At 63.7% G+C, this 21,355-nt stretch carries 18 protein-coding genes; 9 read left to right on the top strand and 9 right to left on the bottom strand.

The annotated features are described in order from the left end of the window. Positions 1-3: 3 nt before the first annotated feature. On the bottom strand, positions 4-621 hold the full coding sequence (locus tag GN300_RS00915) for a cysteine hydrolase family protein (protein ID WP_030536921.1): 618 nt from the start codon (positions 619-621) through the stop codon (positions 4-6). Positions 622-713: 92 nt separating this feature from the next. On the opposite strand from GN300_RS00915, the gene GN300_RS00910 reads away from it, so the two are divergent. The 3 genes from GN300_RS00910 to GN300_RS00900 all read left to right on the top strand — a co-directional run bounded on the left by GN300_RS00910 (position 714) and on the right by GN300_RS00900 (position 3,856). Then, complete coding sequence (locus GN300_RS00910; protein WP_063316852.1) at positions 714-1,415, top strand: FadR/GntR family transcriptional regulator; 702 nt, start codon at positions 714-716, stop codon at positions 1,413-1,415. Further along, complete coding sequence (locus tag GN300_RS00905; RefSeq protein WP_058037438.1) at positions 1,412-2,782, top strand: FAD-binding oxidoreductase; 1,371 nt, start codon at positions 1,412-1,414, stop codon at positions 2,780-2,782. The genes GN300_RS00910 and GN300_RS00905 overlap by 4 nt, the downstream gene beginning before the upstream one ends. Before the next feature lie 78 nt (positions 2,783-2,860). Next, positions 2,861-3,856: an NAD-dependent epimerase/dehydratase family protein gene (locus tag GN300_RS00900; RefSeq protein WP_082845821.1), complete on the top strand. Its 996-nt coding sequence runs from the start codon at positions 2,861-2,863 to the stop codon at positions 3,854-3,856. Positions 3,857-3,912: 56 nt separating this feature from the next. Here GN300_RS00900 and GN300_RS00895 read toward each other — a convergent pair whose 3' ends face one another. The 4 genes from GN300_RS00895 to GN300_RS00880 form a co-directional block, all read right to left on the bottom strand. Next, positions 3,913-5,700 carry a long-chain fatty acid--CoA ligase gene (locus GN300_RS00895; RefSeq protein WP_042450345.1) on the bottom strand — a complete coding sequence of 596 codons (1,788 nt, stop codon included), beginning with the start codon at positions 5,698-5,700 and terminating at the stop codon, positions 3,913-3,915. A 139-nt stretch (positions 5,701-5,839) separates the two neighbouring features. Next, positions 5,840-6,538, bottom strand: coding sequence for a hypothetical protein (locus GN300_RS00890; protein WP_058228429.1), 699 nt, complete (start codon positions 6,536-6,538; stop codon positions 5,840-5,842). A gap of 126 nt (positions 6,539-6,664) precedes the next feature. After that, the gene (locus GN300_RS00885; RefSeq protein WP_063316853.1) at positions 6,665-7,291 is read right to left on the bottom strand and encodes a phosphoribosyltransferase; all 627 of its coding nucleotides are present in this window, start codon (positions 7,289-7,291) and stop codon (positions 6,665-6,667) included. A gap of 55 nt (positions 7,292-7,346) precedes the next feature. Continuing rightward, positions 7,347-8,174: a carbon-nitrogen hydrolase family protein gene (locus GN300_RS00880; RefSeq protein ID WP_063316854.1), complete on the bottom strand. Its 828-nt coding sequence runs from the start codon at positions 8,172-8,174 to the stop codon at positions 7,347-7,349. Between the two features lie 102 nt (positions 8,175-8,276). On the opposite strand from GN300_RS00880, the gene GN300_RS00875 reads away from it, so the two are divergent. Further along, entirely contained in the window at positions 8,277-10,052 is a 1,776-nt protein-coding gene (locus GN300_RS00875) for a DEAD/DEAH box helicase (RefSeq protein WP_003945121.1), read from the top strand. Positions 10,053-10,162: 110 nt separating this feature from the next. Here GN300_RS00875 and GN300_RS00870 read toward each other — a convergent pair whose 3' ends face one another. The 4 genes from GN300_RS00870 to GN300_RS00855 form a co-directional block, all read right to left on the bottom strand. After that, positions 10,163-12,061: an ABC transporter ATP-binding protein gene (locus tag GN300_RS00870; protein ID WP_019749303.1), complete on the bottom strand. Its 1,899-nt coding sequence runs from the start codon at positions 12,059-12,061 to the stop codon at positions 10,163-10,165. A gap of 92 nt (positions 12,062-12,153) precedes the next feature. Continuing rightward, complete coding sequence (locus tag GN300_RS00865; protein WP_063316855.1) at positions 12,154-12,750, bottom strand: hypothetical protein; 597 nt, start codon at positions 12,748-12,750, stop codon at positions 12,154-12,156. 56 nt (positions 12,751-12,806) lie between these two features. Beyond that, positions 12,807-13,217 (bottom strand): YchJ family protein, encoded by a 411-nt coding sequence (locus GN300_RS00860; RefSeq protein WP_042923391.1) that lies wholly within the window; start codon positions 13,215-13,217, stop codon positions 12,807-12,809. A 22-nt stretch (positions 13,218-13,239) separates the two neighbouring features. Beyond that, positions 13,240-14,802: a long-chain-fatty-acid--CoA ligase gene (locus GN300_RS00855; protein WP_003945105.1), complete on the bottom strand. Its 1,563-nt coding sequence runs from the start codon at positions 14,800-14,802 to the stop codon at positions 13,240-13,242. A gap of 262 nt (positions 14,803-15,064) precedes the next feature. Here GN300_RS00855 and GN300_RS00850 point away from each other — a divergent pair, with 262 nt between their 5' ends. The 5 genes from GN300_RS00850 (at position 15,065) to GN300_RS00830 (ending at position 21,313) form a co-directional block, all read left to right on the top strand. After that, positions 15,065-15,838 (top strand): ABC transporter ATP-binding protein, encoded by a 774-nt coding sequence (locus tag GN300_RS00850; protein ID WP_003945134.1) that lies wholly within the window; start codon positions 15,065-15,067, stop codon positions 15,836-15,838. A 4-nt stretch (positions 15,839-15,842) separates the two neighbouring features. Next, entirely contained in the window at positions 15,843-18,377 is a 2,535-nt protein-coding gene (locus tag GN300_RS00845; RefSeq protein WP_019749299.1) for an ABC transporter permease, read from the top strand. Between the two features lie 67 nt (positions 18,378-18,444). Beyond that, a complete protein-coding gene (locus GN300_RS00840) occupies positions 18,445-18,891 on the top strand; it encodes a hypothetical protein (protein WP_007736175.1) in 447 nt (148 codons plus the stop codon). Between the two features lie 107 nt (positions 18,892-18,998). Beyond that, on the top strand, positions 18,999-20,174 hold the full coding sequence (locus tag GN300_RS00835) for an acyl-CoA dehydrogenase family protein (RefSeq protein ID WP_007736177.1): 1,176 nt from the start codon (positions 18,999-19,001) through the stop codon (positions 20,172-20,174). An 8-nt stretch (positions 20,175-20,182) separates the two neighbouring features. Then, a complete protein-coding gene (locus GN300_RS00830) occupies positions 20,183-21,313 on the top strand; it encodes an acyl-CoA dehydrogenase family protein (RefSeq protein WP_030536908.1) in 1,131 nt (376 codons plus the stop codon). Positions 21,314-21,355: the final 42 nt, after the last annotated feature.

Here is a 21,355-nt window from a genome sequence, read left to right as displayed (position 1 = left end):
CTCTCAGGAGAGCGCGCCGAGCACCTCTTTCGACGTGACGGGGTGCGAGAACATCGGGTAGTCGTAGGTGATCGCGTTCTCGTGTTCGGCGACCGAAGTTCCGGCTACACAATCGGTGAGTGTGATGACCCGGTAGCCGTTCTCGTATCCGGTGCGCATGGTCGATTCGACGCAGCAGTTGGTCAGGAAACCGCCGAGAAGTATCGTGCGAATTCCTTTGCTACGCAGAATGAAATCGAGGTTGGTGCTGGCAAAAGTGTCGAGTCCACGCTTGCCCTCGATGACGATGTCGCCGTCTTTTGGAGTGAGGTCGTCGACGATCGCAGCTCCCCAGGAACCCTTCACGAAGGCCTTTCCGTCGACGACGCCCTTGAGGATTCCGTACGGATGCGAGGTGATTTCGTTGTACCCCTCGGCGAAGGTGATCGGTGCGTGCATCACGGTGACACCCGCCGCACGGGCCGCATCGACCAGCGCGGCGGTGTTCGCGAGGAGTCCGTTCGATTCCATGACTGGTGCGACGGCCTCGTGAAGAACACCGCCCTCGGTGGTGAAGTCGTTCTGGTACTCGATGAGCACGACGGCGGTGGTCGCGGGATCCAATTCGAGCTTGTCGGTCATGGTCGGCACCTTCTCTGTTGTGGTCCGGGTCACGAATCTCCTCAATTAAACAGTTTGTCAGACAAGCAGGCAAGGGGTGGTAGCGTCGCGGCATGGATACGACTCCGTTGTCGCGCATGCCGCTCAGCCTTGCCGTGTCGGGACGAATCCGCGCTGCCATTCTCGACGGTTCACTCCCGGTCGGTGAGGCATTGCCCACCGAACAGGAACTTGCACAGACGTTCTCGGTGGGTCGATCGACGGTCCGTGAGGCCCTTCGGGTCCTGCAAGCGCAGGGATTGTTGACCGGCGCGGACACCACTTCTACTGCCAGGCCTCGGGTGACGCACGAGCATACGGCCGATTCCGCGGCCACAGCTCTCAGCACGGCGTTGCAGGTGGGTGCAGTTCCATTGGGCGATCTTGTCGAATTGCGAGTGCTGCTCGAAGCTGCTGCGCTGCGCACTGTCGTCGCGGTGCCGAACGGCGCCCGGGATGCGATCGAGCGGATGCGCGTCGCAACCCTTGCCGACGACTCGGTCGCATTCCACGACGCCGATGTCGACTTTCACGTTGCGCTGGCCGGAGCCGGCGGGAACAAGGCGTTCGGGTTGGTCATGACGGTTCTCCGCGACAGCATCGCCGGCTACCTGCTGAGTGAACTCGACTCGCGCGAGAACTCGGCGGCCACGCTCGGCGCACTGCTGGCAGAGCACGAGGGTATCGCCGACGCGATCGAGCGCGGCGCAGCTGACGAGGCCGCCGTTTTGGTCGAGCGCCATGTGCGCGGATTCTACGAAGGACGAACAAAATGACCACGAGTATCGATCTGTTGGGCGAGCGTCTGCAGAAAGCGGTGGGGGACAGGGCGACAACCGATCCCGACCGAATGGGTGCGTACGTCCGGGATCAATCACTGCTCACCGCAGCCGGAAGGCCCGCCGCGCTGGTCAAGGCGAAGACGGTCGACGACGTCGTTGCGGTCATGGCGGTGGCCCACGAACTCGCCGTTCCGGTGGTGACACGAGGGGCAGGTACCGGGTTGGCCGGCGCCGCCAACGCACTTGACGGATGCATCGTCTTGAGCGTCGCGGGCATGGATCGAATTCTCGAGATCGATCCTGCCGCGCGCACCGCCACGGTGGAGCCCGGAGTGATCAACGGTGACCTGGCGGAAGCTGCTGCACAGCAGGGTCTTTGGTACGTACCGGATCCGGGAAGCCGGTCCATCTCGAGTATCGGCGGCAACCTGGCGACAAATGCAGGCGGCATCTGTTGCGCCAAGTACGGCGTCACCGGTGATCACGTCGCGGCCCTGACAGCGGTACTGGCGGATGGGCGTGTGATCCGTACCGGTGCACGAACGCGCAAAAACGTTGCGGGGCTGGACCTGACACATCTGCTCGTCGGGTCGGAGGGCACTCTCGCGGTCATCGTCGAAGCCACGATGCGGTTGCGTACGGCGCCCACTGCCGCGACCACCGTCGTTGCGTTCTTCGATTCCGCGGAGTCCGCGATCGACGCCGTCCTCGCCGTGTCGGCGGTGGCCGAACCGTGTCAGATGGAGTTGATGGACGACGTCACCATCGGCGCCGTCAATCGGCTGACCAAGATGGGGCTGGACGAATCGGCCGGGGCGATGCTGCTCATCCAGTGCGACGGTAGGTCGGCGGCCGCCGAGGCAGCGGACTGCGCCGCGGCGTGCGAAAGCGCCGGGGCCCGAGAGGTTTTCCACACCGACGATCCGGTGGAAGGTGAAGAGTTCACCGCCGCGCGCCGCATGGCCTTGCCGGCTCTCGAGGCGTTGGGCACGGTACTTCTCGACGACGTCGCGGTGCCGGTGCCGGCGTTGCCGTCCATGTTGGAATGCATTCGTGAAGCGGCCGATCGCCACGGCGTCACGATCGGAACCTTCGGTCACGCCGCCGACGGCAATCTCCACCCGACCATCGTGTTCGACGCTGCCGAATCGGGTGCGCAGGATCGTGCGCGCGGAGCTTTCGACGACATCGTTGCCGGCGCACTGGCGTTGGGCGGAACGATCAGCGGTGAACACGGTATCGGGGTTCTCAAAGCGCCGTACATGGCGGACATGGTCGGCCAGACCGAACGCGAAATGATGCTTGCAGTCAAGGCCGCATTCGATCCGAAGAACGTTCTCAATCCCGGACGAGGTATCTGAGCGGTTCGTCCGTGCCCCAGTCGCCGGAAATTGCGCTACCAGACGAACGTGTTGCCGCACGACGCTTTTCAAGTGACGATGGCCCTCATGAAGCTGTTGATGCTCGGAGGAACACGGTTCCTCGGCCACGCTCTCGTCGATGCCGCTTTGGCTCGGGGCTGGGAGGTGACAGTGCTCCATCGTGGGCTCACCGGAGCGCCACCACCTACAGCGGAGGTCCTGTTCGCGGATCGCACCGATCAGCGTGCGATGGTTGATGCGCTCGGTGATCGTCGATGGGATCTTGTCGTCGACACCTGGTCGGGTAGCCCCCGAGTGATCGGGGAAAATGCGCGCGTCTTACTCGGTCACGTCGACCGGTACGCATACATCTCCAGTGGATCCGTCTACCAATGGGGCTTGCACGTAGACGAGACCTCACCAGTGGTGGCCGCATCTGCGACCTCCGATGACTACAGCGATTACGCGTCCGCCAAACGCGGGGCCGAACTCGCTGTCCTGGAATCCTTCCCGGACGCGTTACTCGCGCGGGCAGGGTTGATCCTCGGCCCGCGCGAGGACATCGGGCGGTTGCCGTGGTGGCTGCAGCGTATCGCGGCGGGCGGACGTGTCGTTGCTCCCGGAGTGCCGACCAGACCGTTGCAGTACGTCGATGCCCGCGACATCGCAACCTTTGTCCTGTCCGGACTGGCCGCCGGGATCAGCGGGGCATACGACGTCATCAGCCCGTCCGGCCACACCACTACCTCCGGACTCCTCCAGGCGTGCGTGGTTGCCACCGGTTCGGACGCTGAACTCGTGTGGATCGACGAGGACAGGCTGGCGGCCGCTGGAGCGCAGCCGTGGACACAACTTCCGTGTTGGGTGCCGCAGGAGGGTGAGTTCGCGGGCTTCCTCGAAGCCGACACCGCCAAGGCGGGGCAAGCAGGGCTGCGGTGCCGGCCCGTCGAAGACACCGTGCGCGATACCTGGGAGTGGATGCAGCGGGAAACTCTGCCGACTCAGCGGGAGGATCGTGCGGTGCACGGCCTTCCATCCGAGATCGAAAAGGAACTACTCTCCGCCGGACAGTGAAACGAGTCTGGCCCGGTTCGCATTCGAACCGGGCCAGACTCGTGAAAGACGATCGATCAGGCGTACAGGTCGCTGATCTTGGTCTTGTGAGCTTCGTGAATGATGTTGCGCTTGAGCTTGAGCGTCGGCGTCAATTCACCGGTCTCCTGGGTGAAGTCGACCTCGAGGATCGTGTACTTCTTGATCTGCTCGGGGTTGGAGACCTTCTTGTTCGCGTCGGCAACGGCCGAGTCGATCTCGGCGATCAGGTCGGCGTTCTTCACCAGATCGGCAATCGGGGTGCCGGCGGGCAGGCCGTTGCGTTCGACCCAACCGGGCAGAGTCTCCGGATCGAGGGTGATCAGTGCACCGATGAACGGCTGACCGTCGCCGACGACGAGGCACTGGCTGATCAGAGCGTGCGCACGCAGGGAATCTTCGAGGCCTGCCGGTGCGACGTTCTTGCCGCCCGCGGTGACGATGATTTCCTTCTTGCGTCCGGTGATGGAGACGTAGCCCTCGTTGTCGATCGAGCCGAGGTCGCCGGTGTGGAACCAGCCGTCGACGATGGATTCGGCAGTGGCCTTCTCGTTGTGCCAGTAGCCGGCGAACACGACCGGGCCCTGCAGGAGGAGTTCGCCGTCCTCGGCGATCCGTGCTGCATGGCCGTTGATCGGCTTGCCGACGGTGCCGACGCGCTGCGCGCTCGAGGTGTTGACGGTGATTGCGGCGCTGGTCTCCGTGAGTCCGTAGCCCTCGTAGATCGGGATGCCGACGCCGCGGAAGTAGTGGCCGAGGCGCGCGCCGAGGGCTGCGCCACCGGAGACTGCACGCTCGCACTCGCCACCCAGAGCTGCGCGCAACTTCGAGTAGACGAGCTTGTCGAATACCGCGTGCTTGAGCTTGAGTGCCAGTCCGGGGCCACCCTTTTCGAGGGATTCGCTGTATTCGATGGCGGTGGCAGCAGCCTTGTCGAAGATGCTGCCCTTACCGCCGTCGACTGCCTTCTGGCGAGCCGAGTTGTACACCTTCTCGAACACGCGGGGCACCGAGAGGATGAAGTTGGGCTTGAAGCCGGCGAACTGCTCGAGCAGCGTCGTCAGGTCCGACGTGTGGGCGACGGTGACCTTGGCGTCGAAAGCGCCGAAGGAGATCGCTCGCGCGAATACGTGGGCAAGCGGCAGGAACATCAGAGTCTTCTTGCCGGGGACCATGGACTCCGGCATCGCCAGGCGGCAGGCGTTGGACTCGGCGTAGAAGTTGGAGTGCGTCAGCTGGACACCCTTGGGGCGTCCGGTGGTTCCGGAGGTGTAGATCAGGGTCGCGGGCGAGGCAGCGGTGACCTGGTGACGACGAGTGTGCAGTTCTTCGTCGGTGATTGCCGAACCGCGACTGGACAGCTCGTCGATCGCACCCGACTCGATGACAAGAACCTCGCGGAGGGCTTCTGCGCCGTCGGTGACTTCCTTGTGAGTCTCCGCGTGCTTGGCCGTTTCGACGACCAGAAGTGTTGTCGCTGAATCCTCGAGGATCCACTGCGCCTGATCAGGGGAGGAGGTCTCGTAGATCGCGACGGTGCATCCGCCTGCAGTCCAGATGGCGTAGTCGAGAACGACCCACTCGTAGCGAGTCGCTGACAGGATAGCGACGCGGTCGCCGAGCTCGACACCTGACGCGATCAGGCCCTTGGCAACTGCGGAGACCTGCTTCGCGAATTCAGCTGCAGTGACGTCGACCCATCCACCGTTCGACGGCCTCTTGAACGGCACGAATGTGGGGTCTTCTTCGGCGTGACGGAACACGGAGTCGGCCATGGATACGTTCTCCGGAATTGAGAACGACTGTGGAACTGAGAACTCGCGCACTATTGACCCCTCCAGTGACTACTGACATTTCTGATGTGCATTGCATCACATTAGTCGTCATTTTGCACTGTCGTTACTATTCGGTAGAACTGGTCGGGCGCTGACCTGCAGTTTAGTGTGACCGCCTGTTTATAGGTACTCAGGCGACGTGTTGGAGCGTGCGACCGTGCACGGACAGCCACCGCCGAATTGCGTAGTCCAATCGGTCCGGATCCACTCCGAGTTGCTCTGCAGTAGCTGCAAGGATCTCCGAGGTGTCTCCCGGCAACTCGGTGGTGCCGAGTGTCGCGCTGATGAAGGTGTCGGCAGCGGTCCCCAGATCGGTGTGCGGAATTCCGGCCAACATCAACAGGTGGGCCCAGGTCACTTCGGAACCGTCTCCGCACGCGTCCACCCAGGCATGGTGAACGGCGTCGAGAGCGTTGTCGGAATCGGCGGCCGACAGCAGGTCCTCGACGCTGTTGATCCGCAAGTGATGGAGTTTCTCGGCGACCTGTTGGATGTGCCGTGCCTCGATCGGGACACCCGTCGCCGTGTAGCGACGCTTGTACGAGCCGATCTTGCCTGCCCACTGGTCCGAACTGCCGGCTTCCTCGAAGGTGCGGAGTAGTTCACGTGCGCCATCCGTGACGGGTTTGTCCTCGCGGGCTTTCCGGTACGCCAAGTAGCGATCGACGACGGTCACTTCGCTGTGACCCGACGTGGACTGAACGGATTCGATGATGCACAGGGCGAGGCTCTGTCGATAAGCGTCTGACGCAACCCAGGCGGAAGGGTCGCCCAGGCGGTCACGGCACGCAGCTGCGACGGCGTCGACGGTATCGGTCGAGATGGTCACGGTTCCTCCAGAAAGCCGAATTCTTTTTGTTCCATTTGGGCTATCGGCACCGAGGAGCGAAATGTTGCACACATCACAAATTCTCAGAGATCTCTTGGACTGTGCTCAGGCTGGAGAGGTGTGCACTCAGGCGAGGAAGGACAGCACTTCGTCGTCGCTGAGTTGATGAAAGTCCTCGAATGCAGCACCGACGCCGCCTAACAGGGCAGGAACGAAGGGGCAGACGACCCGATCGGCGGAGCACGCGATCACTCTCATGGCTTCGGGGGACGCTACTGGGACCGCGACGATCACGGCGGCAGCACCCGCGGTGCGCGCGCATCGGCAGGCAACGGCGGCACTCGCGCCCGTAGCCATTCCGTCGTCGACGATCACCGCAGTGCGTCCGTGGAGGGAAACCGGGGTCCGCCCCTCGCGCAGGAGATGCGCCCGCCGTTCCAATTCGGTTCGCTCGTTGCGTTCGACGGCGACGAGTTCTCTTTTCGAGACGCGAACCGCTGCGATGACGTCGTGGTTGAGGACCCGCACGCCGCCCTCACCGATAGCGCCCATCGCCAGTTCCGGGTTGTACGGACTGCCGAGCTTGCGCACCACCACGACGTCGAGCGGAGCGTTCAGTGCCGCAGCCACCTCGGCTGCGACCGGAACTCCGCCGCGCGGGAGTCCGAGAACGACGGGCTTGTCGATACGCAAGGTCTCGAGCCGCCCGGCCAGAAATTTGCCGGCGGAAGATCGATCCCGATACTGGGTCACTGCGTTGTCCTCGAGAAGCTCGAACCCCGACCAGTTCGACGCTACTCGCTGCAGGTCACCGCGACGAGACTGTGAACCTCCGCAGCGCGAGAGCAGGATTCTTCTCGCGTACCTCGGCGATGCGAGCAGCCGAAACGAGTGCGGTGGTGACCCCGACCTGCTCGCCAAGGGAACACATCACGACGCCCATCGGGTCGACGATCATGCTGGCACCCGCGCCGCCGCGCGCGCTCTGATCTGCCGCTGCGATGTACATCGTGTTCTCGATGGCCCGGGCGCGCACGAGAGTGGTCCAGTGGTCTTCCTTGAGCGGCCCCGGCACCCACTGGGCGGGCAGGAGCAAGATGTCTGCGCCGACGTCGACGATGCGCCGGGTGACTTCCGGGAAGCGCAGGTCGTAGCAGGTCTGGAGGCCGAAGGAAAGGCCGTCGCACCCGAAAGTCTGCGGTTCGGTGATCGCGCCCGCGCGTATCACGGCCGACTCCTGGTAACCGAAGGCGTCGTAGAGATGCAGTTTCCGGTAGGTCGCCACCAGTTCGCCGTTCGGGTCCATCGCGACGAGGGTGTTGGAGATTCTGCTCACGTCGTCGATCCGCTCGTTCATTCCTGCCACGAGGAAGATTCCGAACTCCGCGGCGACCGACGCCAGCGCCGAACCGAATTCGCCGTCCAGGTCCTCCGCGGACTCGATCAAACGCTCATCCGTCTTCGGTGCGGTGAACATCGAGTATTCCGGCGCCACGACAACTTTCGCGCCGCGTGCTGCTGCATCGGAAGCCAGTGATCGCAGTGATTCGAGGTTGGCTTTCTTGTCCGTCCCCGGGGCGAATTGGGCAATCGCGACAACGGTCTGGGAGGGGGTGGCTGCGGTGGCTTCGGTCATGCTTCCTACGCTAGGCGAAACCCGCTGGGAGGGTGGATCTGTCGTAAATGCACCCCCGGTATGTCGTCGTGTCTATACTCTATCCGCTAAACTGCTGGTCAAATGAGTGATATTGAGCGTGACCCCGAACCCCCAACATTTGCCGACCTCGACATCGATGATCGGGTACTGAAGGCACTGTCAGACGTGGGCTACGAGTCGCCCTCGCCCATTCAGGCTGCCACCATTCCGCCGCTGCTCGAAGGCAAGGACGTCGTCGGTCTCGCACAGACCGGTACCGGCAAGACCGCAGCCTTCGCAGTTCCAGTCCTGTCGCGGATCGACACGTCGATCAAGCAGACCCAGGCGCTGGTGCTTGCTCCCACGCGTGAGCTGGCGCTTCAGGTTGCCGAGGCCTTCGGCAAGTACTCCGCGCACATCCCCGGACTCAACGTCCTGCCGATCTACGGTGGCCAGAGCTACGGCGTCCAGCTGTCCGGACTGCGCCGCGGTGCGCACGTCGTCGTCGGTACGCCTGGTCGTGTCATCGACCATCTCGAAAAGGGCACCCTGGATCTGACCAATCTCAAGTACCTCGTTCTGGACGAGGCCGACGAGATGCTCAAGATGGGCTTCCAGGAGGACGTCGAGCGCATCCTCCGCGACACCCCCGGCGACAAGCAGGTCGCTCTGTTCTCGGCAACGATGCCCGGCTCGATTCGCCGGATCTCGAAGCAGTACCTGAACAATCCGGTCGAGATCACCGTCAAGTCCAAGACGTCGACCGCCTCGAACATCACGCAGCGCTACATTCAGGTTGCTCATCAGCGCAAGCTCGATGCACTGACCCGAGTCCTCGAGGTCGAGGCATTCGAGGCGATGATCATCTTCGTCCGTACCAAGCAGGCCACCGAAGACCTGGCGGAGAAGCTGCGGGCCCGCGGGCACTCGGCTGCCGCGATCAACGGCGACATCGTCCAGGCACAGCGTGAGCGGACCATCGGTCAGCTCAAGAACGGCGCCCTCGACATCCTCGTCGCGACCGACGTTGCTGCTCGAGGCCTCGACGTGGATCGAATCTCCCACGTCGTCAACTACGACATCCCGCATGACACGGAGTCGTACGTCCACCGCATCGGTCGTACCGGCCGCGCCGGTCGTCAGGGTGACGCGTTGCTGTTCGTCGCCCCGCGTGAGCGTCATCTGCTCAAGTCCATCGAGAAGGCGACCCGTCAGCCGCTTGCGGAGATGCAGCTTCCCAGTGTCGACGACGTCAACGCCCAGCGCGTGGCCAAGTTCGGTGACTCCATCACCGAGAGCCTGGCCTCGGAGAATCTCGCGATGTTCCGCAAGATGATCGAGGACTACGACCAGGAACACGACGTTCCGCTCATCGACATCGCTGCCGCTCTGGCGTTGCAGTCGCGCGACGGCGAAGCATTCTTGCTTTCTCCCGAGCCGCCGGCACCGCCGCGTCGTGAGCGCGAGCCTCGTGAACCACGTCCTCCGCGTCGTTTCGACGACGGACCGGCCCCGCGCTCGCGTGGGCCCGAGGGCCAGGAGTTGGCTGCTTACCGCATCGCCGTAGGCAAGCGTCACCGCGTCGTTCCGGGTGCCATCGTCGGTGCCATCGCCAACGAGGGTGGGCTTCGTCGAAGCGACTTCGGGCACATCAGCATTCGCCCGGATCACAGCATCGTCGAGCTGCCGGCCGACCTCTCCAACGAGACTCTCGAAGCTTTGCGTCGCACACGCATCTCCGGCGTCCTGATCCAGCTGCAGCCTGATTTCGGGCCGCCGCAGGGACGTCCGAGTGGCCGTGGAGACCGTGGTGGCCGGGACGATCGCGGTGGACGTGACGACCGCCGCGGTGGCGGACGCGATCGCTACAACGACTGACCTACAGCTTCAACGACTGACATAAAGACTGAAACAGGCGCTGCCCTCCGCGAGGAGGACAGCGCCTGTTTTCTGTGTGTGTGTGTGTGTGGGCAAGGCGCTGCGCGGTATCAGATCGGCGTCGGTGCGAGGGCGCCGTTCTTCCGGGCGTTGGTGTCGAACTGCGTGCGGTACAACTCGGCGTAGCGGCCGCCGCGCGCGAGCAGTTCCTCATGGTTGCCGCGCTCGACGATCTGGCCTGCCTCGACGACAAGGATCAGGTCCGCGGAACGGATCGTCGACAATCGGTGAGCGATCACCACCGCAGTCCGCCCGGCGAGTGCTTCGCCGAGTGCTTCCTGAACCGCAGCTTCCGACGTCGAGTCGAGATGCGCGGTGGCCTCGTCCAAGATGACGACGCGAGGCTGGGCCAGGAGCAGGCGTGCGATGGTCAGGCGTTGACGCTCGCCGCCCGAGAGGCGGTAACCGCGTTCACCCACCACGGTCTCCAGTCCGTCGGGCAGCGACGCAACCAGGTCGGTGAGCCGTGCGCGCTCCAGAACCTCACGCAGATCTTCTTCGGTGGCATCCGGTCGCGCAAGGAGCAGGTTGGATCGAAGGCTCTCGTGGAACAGGTGCCCGTCCTGCGTGACCATGCCGACGGTCTCCCGGATGGAATCGGCACTGAGGTCGCGGACGTCGACGCCGCCCAACTCGACCGAACCGGAGTCGATGTCGTAGAGGCGCGGAATCATCTGCGCCACGGTCGACTTTCCGGCACCGGACGTGCCGACCAAGGCGACCATCTGTCCTGCTTCGGTGCGGAACGACAGGTCGTGCAACACGTCCTCGCCGCCGCGGGTGTCGAGGATCGCGACTTCCTCCAGGGACGCGAGAGACACCTTGTCCGCGGATGGGTAAGCAAAAGTGACGTTCTTGAACTCGACGGACACCGGGCCCTGCGGCACCGTGCGTGCATCGGGCTTCTCGGTGATGAGCGGCGCCAGATCGAGAATCTCGAATACCCGCTCGAAGCTGACCAGGGCGCTCATGACGTCCACCCGGGCGCTGGCCAGTGCGGTCAACGGTGAGTACAGCCGCGTCAACAACAGTGCCATCGCCACGACGGCGCCGGCGTCCAACTGTCCGCGCAGCGCGTAGAAGCCGCCGAGTCCGTAGACGAGGGCAAGAGCAAGGGCCGAGACCAGCGTCAGTGCTGTGACGAAGACGGACTGCAGCATTGCGGTCCGGACTCCGATGTTGCGCACACGCCTGGCGCGAACCGCGAACTCCGCAGATTCTTGCGACGGGCGGCCGAACAGCTTGACCAGAGTCGCGCCGGGAGCGGAGAACCGCTCCGTCATCTGGGTGCTCATGAGCGAATTATGGTTGGCTGCTTCACGATTGAGTGCTGCAAGTTTTGCGCCCATGCGCCGTGCGGGGATGACGAAGATCGGGAGAAGTAGCAGCGCGAGGACGGTGATCTGCCAGGAGATCCCGAGCATGACGATCAGCGTGATCACCAGGGTGACCAGATTGCTGACCACTCCGGACAAGGTGTCGCTGAAGGCGCGCTGAGCGCCGATGACGTCGTTGTTGAGACGGCTGACCAGTGCTCCGGTTCGAGTTCTGGTGAAGAACGCGATGGGCATCTTCTGGACGTGATCGAAGACGGTGGTGCGCAGATGCAGGATCAGGTCTTCGCCGATGCTGGCCGAGAGCCACCGGGTCAACAGTCCCAGAGCGGCTTCGAGAAGTGCAACCAGTGCGATCAGGGCGGCAAGTTTGACGACCACGTCGACGGCGTCGCCGCCGACTATCGCGTTGACCACGCGCCCGGCCAGGACAGGTGTTGCCACGGCAAGCGCAGCAGTGACGACACTCAGTACGAGGTACCAGCTGAGGTTGCGTTTCTGTGGAACTGCGAACGTCGCGATCCGCTTCAGTGTCGCCTTCGAGAACGGGCGCCGATCTTCTTGCGCGTGCATCGCGTTGTACATCGCGTTCCACGCGGTGACTTCCATACTCATGACTTCGCCCCTCCGGTCGCCGGCCACGAAGATTACGTGGCCGGTACGACACGAAGGTAGAACCTCAACCAAACTTCAGGTCAAGTGCGGCCTCAGCGGGCCACGTCGACCACCACGCGAGGAGGGTCGCTGAGCGTCGTGACCGTGAACGGCTGCTTCTCGGTCACGCCGATGAACGACTGCGTGACTCCCTCGAAGACGTTCGACCCGTTGACCTCGGTCACGACTCCGCCGACGCCGGGGACCGGGTTGGGGCCGGAGTACTGCTCGACTCCGCTGTCGAAGGGATATGCGGAACCGTCGATCAGGACCTGGATCACTGCGGCACCCTTGATGTCCACGGGCTTACCGCTGCCTTCCTGCGTCGCCGCGTCGACGTACTTGACGCGCCAACCGGGTGTGCCGGCTCCGCCCATTTCGTAGACGACACGATCGAATCCGTCGTGCTCGCCCACTCGGATGTCGACGACGGTGAGCTTGGATTCGGTGCCCGCAGCCGACGTCTTGTCGGAGCTGTCCGTCGGGACTGGTTCTGTGGTCGACGCTGCTGCACTCGAGGTCGAGGTCGAGGTGACGGCCGAGGTGGCTGCCGTGGGAGTGGTCTCCGCGTCCTGCGAACAGGCAGTCAGGCTCACGCCCACTGCGATGGCAGCGACAGCGGCAAATGATCTCGTCCGGTTCGTTGTCATGACTCGATCGTAGGGCTCGCGTTATCGGGATCCGCGGCGGCGGTGCCCGGAGTTACCTAACCGATATCGCCGTCGACATAGAGCCACTTACCCTCTGTTCGCGCAAATCGACTGCGTTCGTGGAGCATTCCCCGCTCGCGTCCGAATGTGTAGTGAGCGCGAAATTCCACGACGCCGTCGGAATCGAACAGCCCGCCCCGTTCGGTGTCCAGGATCTCCAACCGGAGCCATTTCTGGTCGGGGTCGAGATCGAGTTGGGCTGGGCGATGGTCGGGATGCCAAGTCCGCGTGAGATATTCGTCGTCCATCACAGCGAAAGCCGTGTAACGCGAACGCATCAGGGTTTCGGCGGTCGGTGCGTGCGCTACTCCGCTGATGTACTTGCCGCAGCATTCGGCCAACGCGTTGCCGCTGCCGCACGGGCACGGATCGGTCGGATTGGGTGTGGTGGGGCGGCGCGAAGTCACCGCCCCATTACAGCACGCGAACTCAGACCAGTTTGTGTTCGCGGTTCTCCCAGTACGGTTTGCGGAGGTCGCGTTTGAGGATCTTTCCGGTGGGATTGCGGGGAAGAATCTCGACGACGTCGATACTGGTCGGGCACTTGAACTTTGCGAGGCGTTCCTGTGTATAGGTGATCAGTTCGGCTTCGTCGATCTGCGCTTCGGCAGTGAGAACCACGACAGCCTTGACGGTTTCACCCCAACGGTCGTCGGGAACGCCGATGACCGCGACCTCGGCGATTGCCGGATGCTCCACCAGTACTCGTTCGATCTCGGGGGAGTAGACGTTCTCGCCGCCGGTGATGATCATGTCCTTGAGGCGGTCCTCGATGAAGACGAAGCCGTCGGAGTCGGCGCGGCCCATGTCGCCGCTACGTAGCCACCCGTCTGCGGTAATCGTTTCGGCCGTCGCCTCGGGCTTACCCAGGTATCCGGGTGTGCACTGTTCGGATCGCCACCACAGTTCACCGGTCGTTCCGGTGGGCACGTCCTCGAGCGTGACGGGGTCCACCACGCGCATCTCGACGCCGGGGATCGCCGTACCTGCCGATGCCATGCGCTCGACCTGCGACTCGTCGCGGTGAACGTCCGGCATCAACGCGGTAATGACGCCTGCCATTTCGGTCATGCCGTAGACCTGCACGAATTCGGTGTCCGGCCACGCTGCGAGTGCCGCGCGCAACAGTGGGAGCGGCATGGGGGCGGCGCCGTAGGTGATGCGTTTGAATGCTTTGAAGGCGGCGACCGCCTGCTCGCCTGCGGCCAGGACTCCGGCAATGACCGGTGGGACGAGAAAGGCGATGTTGGCTCCGGCGGCGAGACCGGCGAAGATCGACGGTCCGTCGGCTTCTCTCGTGAAGTAACAGCGGCCACCGGTGTGAATTGCCATGATGGCGTAGCACGTTCCGCCGACGTGGAACATCGGCATCGCGATCAAGAATCGGTGATCCTCGTGGGCCGGCAGGATTTCGAGGACATTGTTGCTGTGCGCGAACAGGTTTCGATGCGTGAGCTGGACACCCTTGGGGCGACCGGTCGTCCCGGAACTGTAGAGAACCAGAGCGGTGGCATCGGGGCTCACCTCGGGGCGGGAGTGCAGCGGTGTGACCTCGTCGATCCACGGCTCGAATTCGTCGTGTTCACCGCCGACGGCGAAGATCGATTCGACGGCCGTCAAGCGGTCTCGCATCGCGACGACCTGGGGGAGTAGTTCGCTGCCGACGAACAGAATGCGAGCGCCACAGTCCGCGAGAACGTAATCCAGCTCTTCGCTCGAAAGTCGCCAGTTGGGAACGACATTCGCGGCGCCGAGTAGTGAGGCGGCGTAGGTGACTTCGAGACAGGACAGATGATTCTTGTCGACGAACGCGACAGTGTCGCCGGCACCGATGCCTGATTCGGCGAGGGCGGCGGCGATACGCAAGATGCGGTCCCGCCACTGAGCCCACGTGAATTCGGTCCCTTGGAAGGTCATCGCTGCTTGATCAGGCTTGACCGTCGCCCAGTGCTCTAGCCGATCGAAAATGATTCCAGCGGTGGCGTCGGACATTCGGCCGCCTCTCTCGTGTGATTGGTGTCACAAGGTTAATGTGCGCCCGGTCTTCGTATCGCTGTTTCCAGTCAATGCGCACAAGCAGGAGGGGTCGCATTCCCCCGACCCTGACCGGCTCGGCCGCAAATATCAGGGTGGTCCCCGATGGCGGGCGCGCCCGCCACCCGACAGGATGGAACCAACCATTGCGGGCGTCCGTGTTTTCACGGGCGCCCGTCACGCCCGCAAAGTAGCACCGAAGTGAACAGGAAAGGCGATCATGAGTTCGCACGCCCAGGATGTCGCGGCCCGCGCAGTCGGCCTGTCCAAGACCTACGGCACCGGAGATACCCAGGTGCACGCCCTCAGTTCGGTGTCCGCAGATTTCGCCCGCGGTGAGTTCACGGCGATCATGGGGCCGTCCGGTTCCGGTAAGTCGACGCTGATGCATTGCCTCGCCGGTCTGGATTCCGCCAGTTCGGGTTCTGTTCTCATCGGTGACACGGAACTCACGACGCTTTCCGACAAACAGATGACCCAATTGCGACGCGATCGCATCGGTTTCGTTTTCCAGGCGTTCAACCTGGTGCCGACCCTGACCGCGCTCGAGAACATCACGTTGCCGCTCGACATCGCGGGACGCAAAGCGGACCCGACCTGGTTGAACAGCGTCCTGACCAAGCTGGGTCTCGGGGATCGCCTCGATCACCGGCCGGGAGAGCTCTCGGGTGGTCAGCAGCAGCGTGTGGCGTGTGCGCGTGCGCTGGCGGGTCAGCCGGAGATCATCTTCGGCGACGAGCCGACCGGAAACCTCGATTCGAAGTCCTCCGGGGAGGTGCTCTCGATCCTGCGGGCGGCCGTGGACGAGTTCAACCAGACGGTGGTGATCGTGACGCACGATCCGCGGGCAGCGGCGTACGCCGATCGTGTCGTGTTCCTCGCGGACGGCAAGATCGTCGACGAATTGCGTGAGCCGACGGCGGATTCGGTCCTTGATCGTATGAAGCGGCTCGACGCTCCGCAGGCGGTCGTGAACGTGGAAGCCGGGGCTTGAGCACATGGCTTCGGTAAGTAACTCGCCGATGCGCAAGGTTTCCCTGCGCAACCTGGCGGCACACAAGGTGCGACTTGCGCTGACGGTTCTCTCCGTGGTGCTCGGCACGGCTTTTGTCGCGGGGTCGTTCGTTTTCACCGACACCCTCCAGAAGACTTTCGATTCGATCTTCGAGAACACCGCCCAGGGCGTCGACGTCCGGGTATCGATGGAAGAGCGCAACACCAGTGGCGTTCCGGTCGAGGATGTCGACAAACTTGCCGCAGTCGACGGTGTCCGAGCGGTAGCCCCGGCCGTCAGTGGACAGATCGTCCTGATCAACGCAGACGGCGGCGCTGTTCAGACCGGCGGCGCGCCGAGTATCGGTCAGTCCTACCTACCGCCGGGCCAGGCGATTGCCGAACCCGACACCTTCGTCGAGGGCGCGCCTCCGACGCAGACCGGTCAGGTCGCGCTGAACACCAGCGCCGCCGAGCGAGCCGGACTGAAGGTGGGGGACTCCGCCAAGGTTCTGGCACCGGCCCGCGGAATCGTGGACGTGACGTTGTCCGGCATATACGAGGGGGCGGGCAGTGACACCGGCGGGTTCATCGGCGCGCTCTTCACCGACGAGCAGGCCCGTGGACTCTTCACCGACGGCCAACACGTCGAGTACATCGACGTCGCGGGCGACGGGGTGTCGCAGACGGAACTGCAGCAACGCGTCGAGCAGGTTTTCCCCGATCTCAAGGTGCAGACCGGCGACCAGGTTCGTGAGGAGACCAAGGCCGAGGTCGACTCGGCGCTGAGCTTCATCAACTACTTCCTGTTGGCGTTCGGCGCGATTGCTCTGCTCGTCGGAACGTTCATCATCTACAACACCTTCTCGATGATCGTGGCGCAGCGTCTTCGTGAGCTGGCGCTGCTGCGTGCGATCGGTGCGAGCCGAGCGCAGGTCGGCCGTTCGGTGGTCACCGAGGCGCTCGTGGTCGGACTCATCGGCAGCATCATCGGTCTGCTCGGCGGTATCGGTCTCGCCTACGGATTGCGCAGTCTCCTCAACACATTCGACGTCGGTCTGCCGGAAGGCCCGCTCCAGGTGGGTGCCCGCACGATCATCGTCGCGTTGGTGGTCGGCGTCGTCGTCACGACGCTCAGCGCTTACGCCCCGGCTCGTCGTGCGTCGAAGATCCCGCCGGTGGCGGCCATGCGTGAGGAGTTCGCCTCCACCGGTGACTCACTGCGAGTGCGGACGTTGATCGGTGCGATTCTCGGCGTGATCGGTGTGGCACTGCTCGTGTTCGGCTCTCGCGGTACCGGTGGTGGCGCGGCGCTGATCGTCGGCCTCGGTGCGTTCTCGTTGATCATCGCGGTGCTTCTCGGGGCTCCCGCGCTGTCGCGGCCGATCGTCGGCGCGCTCGGTGCCGTGTTCGCCAAGCCGTTCGGTGCCATAGGGCGATTGGCTCGTACCAATGCGGTGCGCAATCCCCGTCGCACGGCCGCAACGGCATTCGCGTTGACTCTCGGTCTGATGCTGGTGACGGTCATCGGAGTGTTCGGTTCCTCGGCCAAGGCGAGCATCAATGCTCTTGTCGACGTGGGTGTTTCGGCCGACTACATCCTGACCGGTCCCAACGCGATCGGCGTGCCGCGAGGTGCGGCCGACGCGGTCCGACAGGTGCCCGACGTGCAGAGCGCGACGTCGTTGCACGGAGTGCGTGCGAAGGTCGACGGTGAGGACGAGCAGGGCGCTTCGTTCGACGGCCCGATCGAAGGCGTGCTCGAGTACAAGATCCTCGAGGGCACGGTCGATCTGACCGGCAACAACATGCTCGTCTCGAAGTCGACTGCGGATGACAAGGGCTGGACTGTCGGCTCGACCCAGACGTTGACCGGTCCTGGCGGCGTCGAGTACCAGACCGTTGTCGCGGGAGTGTTCGAGGACAACCAGCTGATCGGCTCGTGGATCGTCTCGGACGAGGCGTACAGGAAGCTGATGCCGGCCGAGAGTCTGCCGGACTTCGTGGTGCTGGTGAAGGCGAAGCCTGGCGCGGATCTGACAACGCTGCGATCCGAGCTCGAAACGGCCACGGAGAAGTACGTCGTCGTCCAGGTGCAGGATCGTGAGGAGTTCAAGGGAACTCAGGGCCAGCAGATCAACACGTTGTTGGCGATCCTCTACGGACTGCTTGCACTCGCGGTCGTGATCGCAATCCTGGGCATCATCAACACCCTGGCACTGTCGGTGGTCGAGCGGCGACGAGAAATCGGAATGCTGCGAGCTGTCGGCATGCAGCGCGGACAGATGCGACGCACGATCTACCTCGAGTCGGTGCTCATCGCGGTGTACGGCGCGGCGGTCGGAGTTGTTCTCGGCATCGCGTTCGGTTGGGCCTTCGTGAGCACTCTCGCGGATCAGGGCCTCGACAAGATCACGATCCCGTGGGGTCAGGTGGTCGGAATGCTGATCGGCTCGGGTGTGGTGGGTGTCTTGGCGGCGCTGTGGCCGGCCAACCGAGCGGCCAAGACGAAGCCGCTCGAGGCGATTGCAGACATGTAGGGCCTTCGGCCCCGTGCGCACTTTTGGTAGCGGAAGCAGCCGAAAGTGCGCACGGTACCGTTGCCACATGAGCACCCTTCAAGAAGTCGGCGAACGTGAATCCTGGCGCTGCTGGCTGTGTGACGAACCGGTCGATCCCGATATGTCCGTCAATGATCCGCGCGGCCCGAGTATCGACAGCATCAACACCGCAAAAAAGGGTGGCAAGACCAAAGGTGGCGTCGAACGCTTGGCGCACCGCGCATGCAACACCAAGAAGGGTGCGGTCAAACCTGTTGTGGAATGGCCGGATCGGCTGTTCGTCGTGGATCCCGCCCCGATCATCGGGGTCGTGGAGCAGCTCGAGCGAAAGGGTGGCCGCGTCGCCGTCGCTCGCTGCCCCGGCAAGGACGACGCCCAGGAAGCGTCGGATTGGTTGATCGATCGGTTGTCGCGTCTGGCTCCCGCGTTGAATGTCGAAACAAGTATCGACGCCGCGGGCGGGGGTTACCTGTTGGTCCTGAAAACCGTGTAGGGGGTCGGCCCTGAGTGCCGTCTTTTGCGGTACCTGTTCCGCCTCCATAGCTGTCGGGGTACGGTCGAACCGAACATGAATCCGGTTTCGAGTGCGAAGGAATCCCGATGAACCTGGCATTGACCGACGAGGAACTAGCGTTCCGCGACGAGATGCGGACGTTCTTCCGTACGCAAATCCCCGCGGACATCAGGGAGGCGTACGCCCACGGCGAGGAGTTGGGGCGCGACCGTATGGTCGAGGCGCAGCAGATCCTCAACGCTCACGGTCTGGCGGTACCGCACTGGCCGGTCGAGTGGGGCGGCAAGGACTGGACCCCGGTCCAGCACAACATCTGGCTCGACGAACTGCAGCTTGCGTCGGTTCCCGAACCTTTGGCGTTCAACGCCAACATGGTCGGTCCGGTCATCGCGGCCTTCGGCTCGCAGGAGCAGAAGGAGAAGTTCCTTCCGGCGACTGCGAACCTCGACATCTGGTGGTGCCAGGGATTCTCCGAACCCGAGGCCGGTTCCGATCTCGCTTCGCTCAAGACCCGTGCGGTCCGCGACGGCGACGACTGGGTCATCAATGGTCAGAAGACGTGGACGACGCTGGGACAGTACGCCGACTGGATCTTCTGCCTGGTGCGCACCAATCCCGATGCGCCCAAGCGTCAGGCCGGCATCTCGTTCATCCTTGTCGATCTGAAGACGCCTGGCGTCACGGTCCGCCCGATCAAGCTGATCGACGGCGGCTACGAGGTCAACGAAGTGTTCTTCGAGGACGTCCGCGTTCCGGGAGAGAACCTGGTCGGTGAAGAGAACCAGGGCTGGGGCTACGCCAAGTTCCTGCTCGGTAACGAGCGCACCGGTGTCACCCGCGTCGGTTTCTCGAAGGTTCGTCTGGCCCAGGCCAAGGCCCGCGCTGCCGAGGTCAAGGTCGGCAACGGAACACTGCTCGAAGATCCGCTCTTCGCTGCTCGCCTCGCCGAACTCGAAAACGAATTGCTTGCCCTCGAGCTCACTCAGCTCCGAGTGGTAGCCAGTTCCGCTGACGGCCAGCCGAACCCGGCGTCGTCGCTGCTCAAGCTTCGTGGCTCCGAATTGCAGCAGGCGAGCGTCGAACTGCTGATGGACGTGGCCGGCCCTGATTCACTGCCGTACGACGCGGGCAGCGACATCGCCTCCGCGAGCTGGGCGCAGCACACTGCCCCGACGTACTTGAACTACCGCAAGGTATCCATCTACAGCGGATCGAGCGAAGTGCAGCGCAGCATCATCGCCTCCTCGATCCTCGGATTGTGAGGCGTGGCATGGACTTCGAACTCAACGACGAACAAAAACTTCTCCGCGACACCACCAAGGATCTCCTCGCGCGTAGCTACGACGCCGAGAAGCGCAACGCGATCATCGACTCCGATCCCGGGTGGAGCCCGCAGGTCTGGAAGCAGTTGGCCGAGGTCGGCTTGCTCGGCCTGACATTCTCCGAGGACGACGGCGGCATGGACGCCGGCCCAGTGGAAATCGGCGCGGTCATGACCGAGATCGGTCGACGCTTGGCACCCGAGCCGCTACTCGACGCGGTCGTGACGCCGGGCGGCCTCATCTCCGAAGGTGGCAGTGCAGAGCAGCGTTCGTCGATTCTTCCCGGAGTGGCCGAGGGCACCACGTTCCTCGCGTTCGCCGACCAGGAACCCGGAATCCGTTGGCCGGCAACCGAACGGGCCACCGCGGCGGCCCAGGTCGACGGCGGCTGGACCATCACCGGTATCAAGAATCCCGTCGGCCACGGCGCGACGGCGGACATCTTGGTCGTGAGCGCTGCGCTCCCCGGCGGTGGCGTCGGACTGTTCCTCGTCAAGAGCGATGCCTCCGGTTTGGTACGCAAGTCCTACGCCACTCACGACGGGTTGCGCGGGGCGCAGATCGAGTTCACCGATACGCCGGCCGAAGCACTCGGTGAGGGCGGTGACGCTACTGCTCTGATCCAGGCCGCGCAGATCCGTGAGCAGGCCGCGCTGTGCGCCGAGGCTGTCGGAGCGATGGAAGAGGCGCTACGCCTGACCACCGAATACCTCAAGACGCGTAAGCAATTCGGGGTTCCCCTCGCAAAGTTCCAGACACTGACACACCGCGCCGCCGACCTGTACGTCTCGCTCGAGTTGGCACGCAGCATGAGTCTGTACGCAACGATGTCCCTTGCCGACGGCGTCGTCGATCCAGTGATCGCTTCGCGGGTGAAGTTGCAGATCGGGCGTTCGGCTCGGCTCATCGGCCAGGAGGCGATCCAGATGCATGGTGGTATCGGTATGACCGCAGAGTACCCGGTGGGGCACTACGTGAGCCGACTCGTCGCCATCGAGCACACCCTCGGCAGCACCGAAGATCACCTTCGGGTGTTGGCCGCCGGTGTGGCTGATCACGAGATGGTCAGCGTGGTCTGATCTTTCACGAACGACGAAGGGGCCGCATTCCGTTCCAAGGAT

This window comes from Rhodococcus sp. Ni2 (assembly GCF_021352185.1).
GTDB lineage: Bacteria > Actinomycetota > Actinomycetes > Mycobacteriales > Mycobacteriaceae > Rhodococcus_F > Rhodococcus_F qingshengii.
The sequence above is the reverse complement of the archived record's forward strand: the minus strand, read 5'-3'. Positions and strand labels throughout refer to the sequence as shown.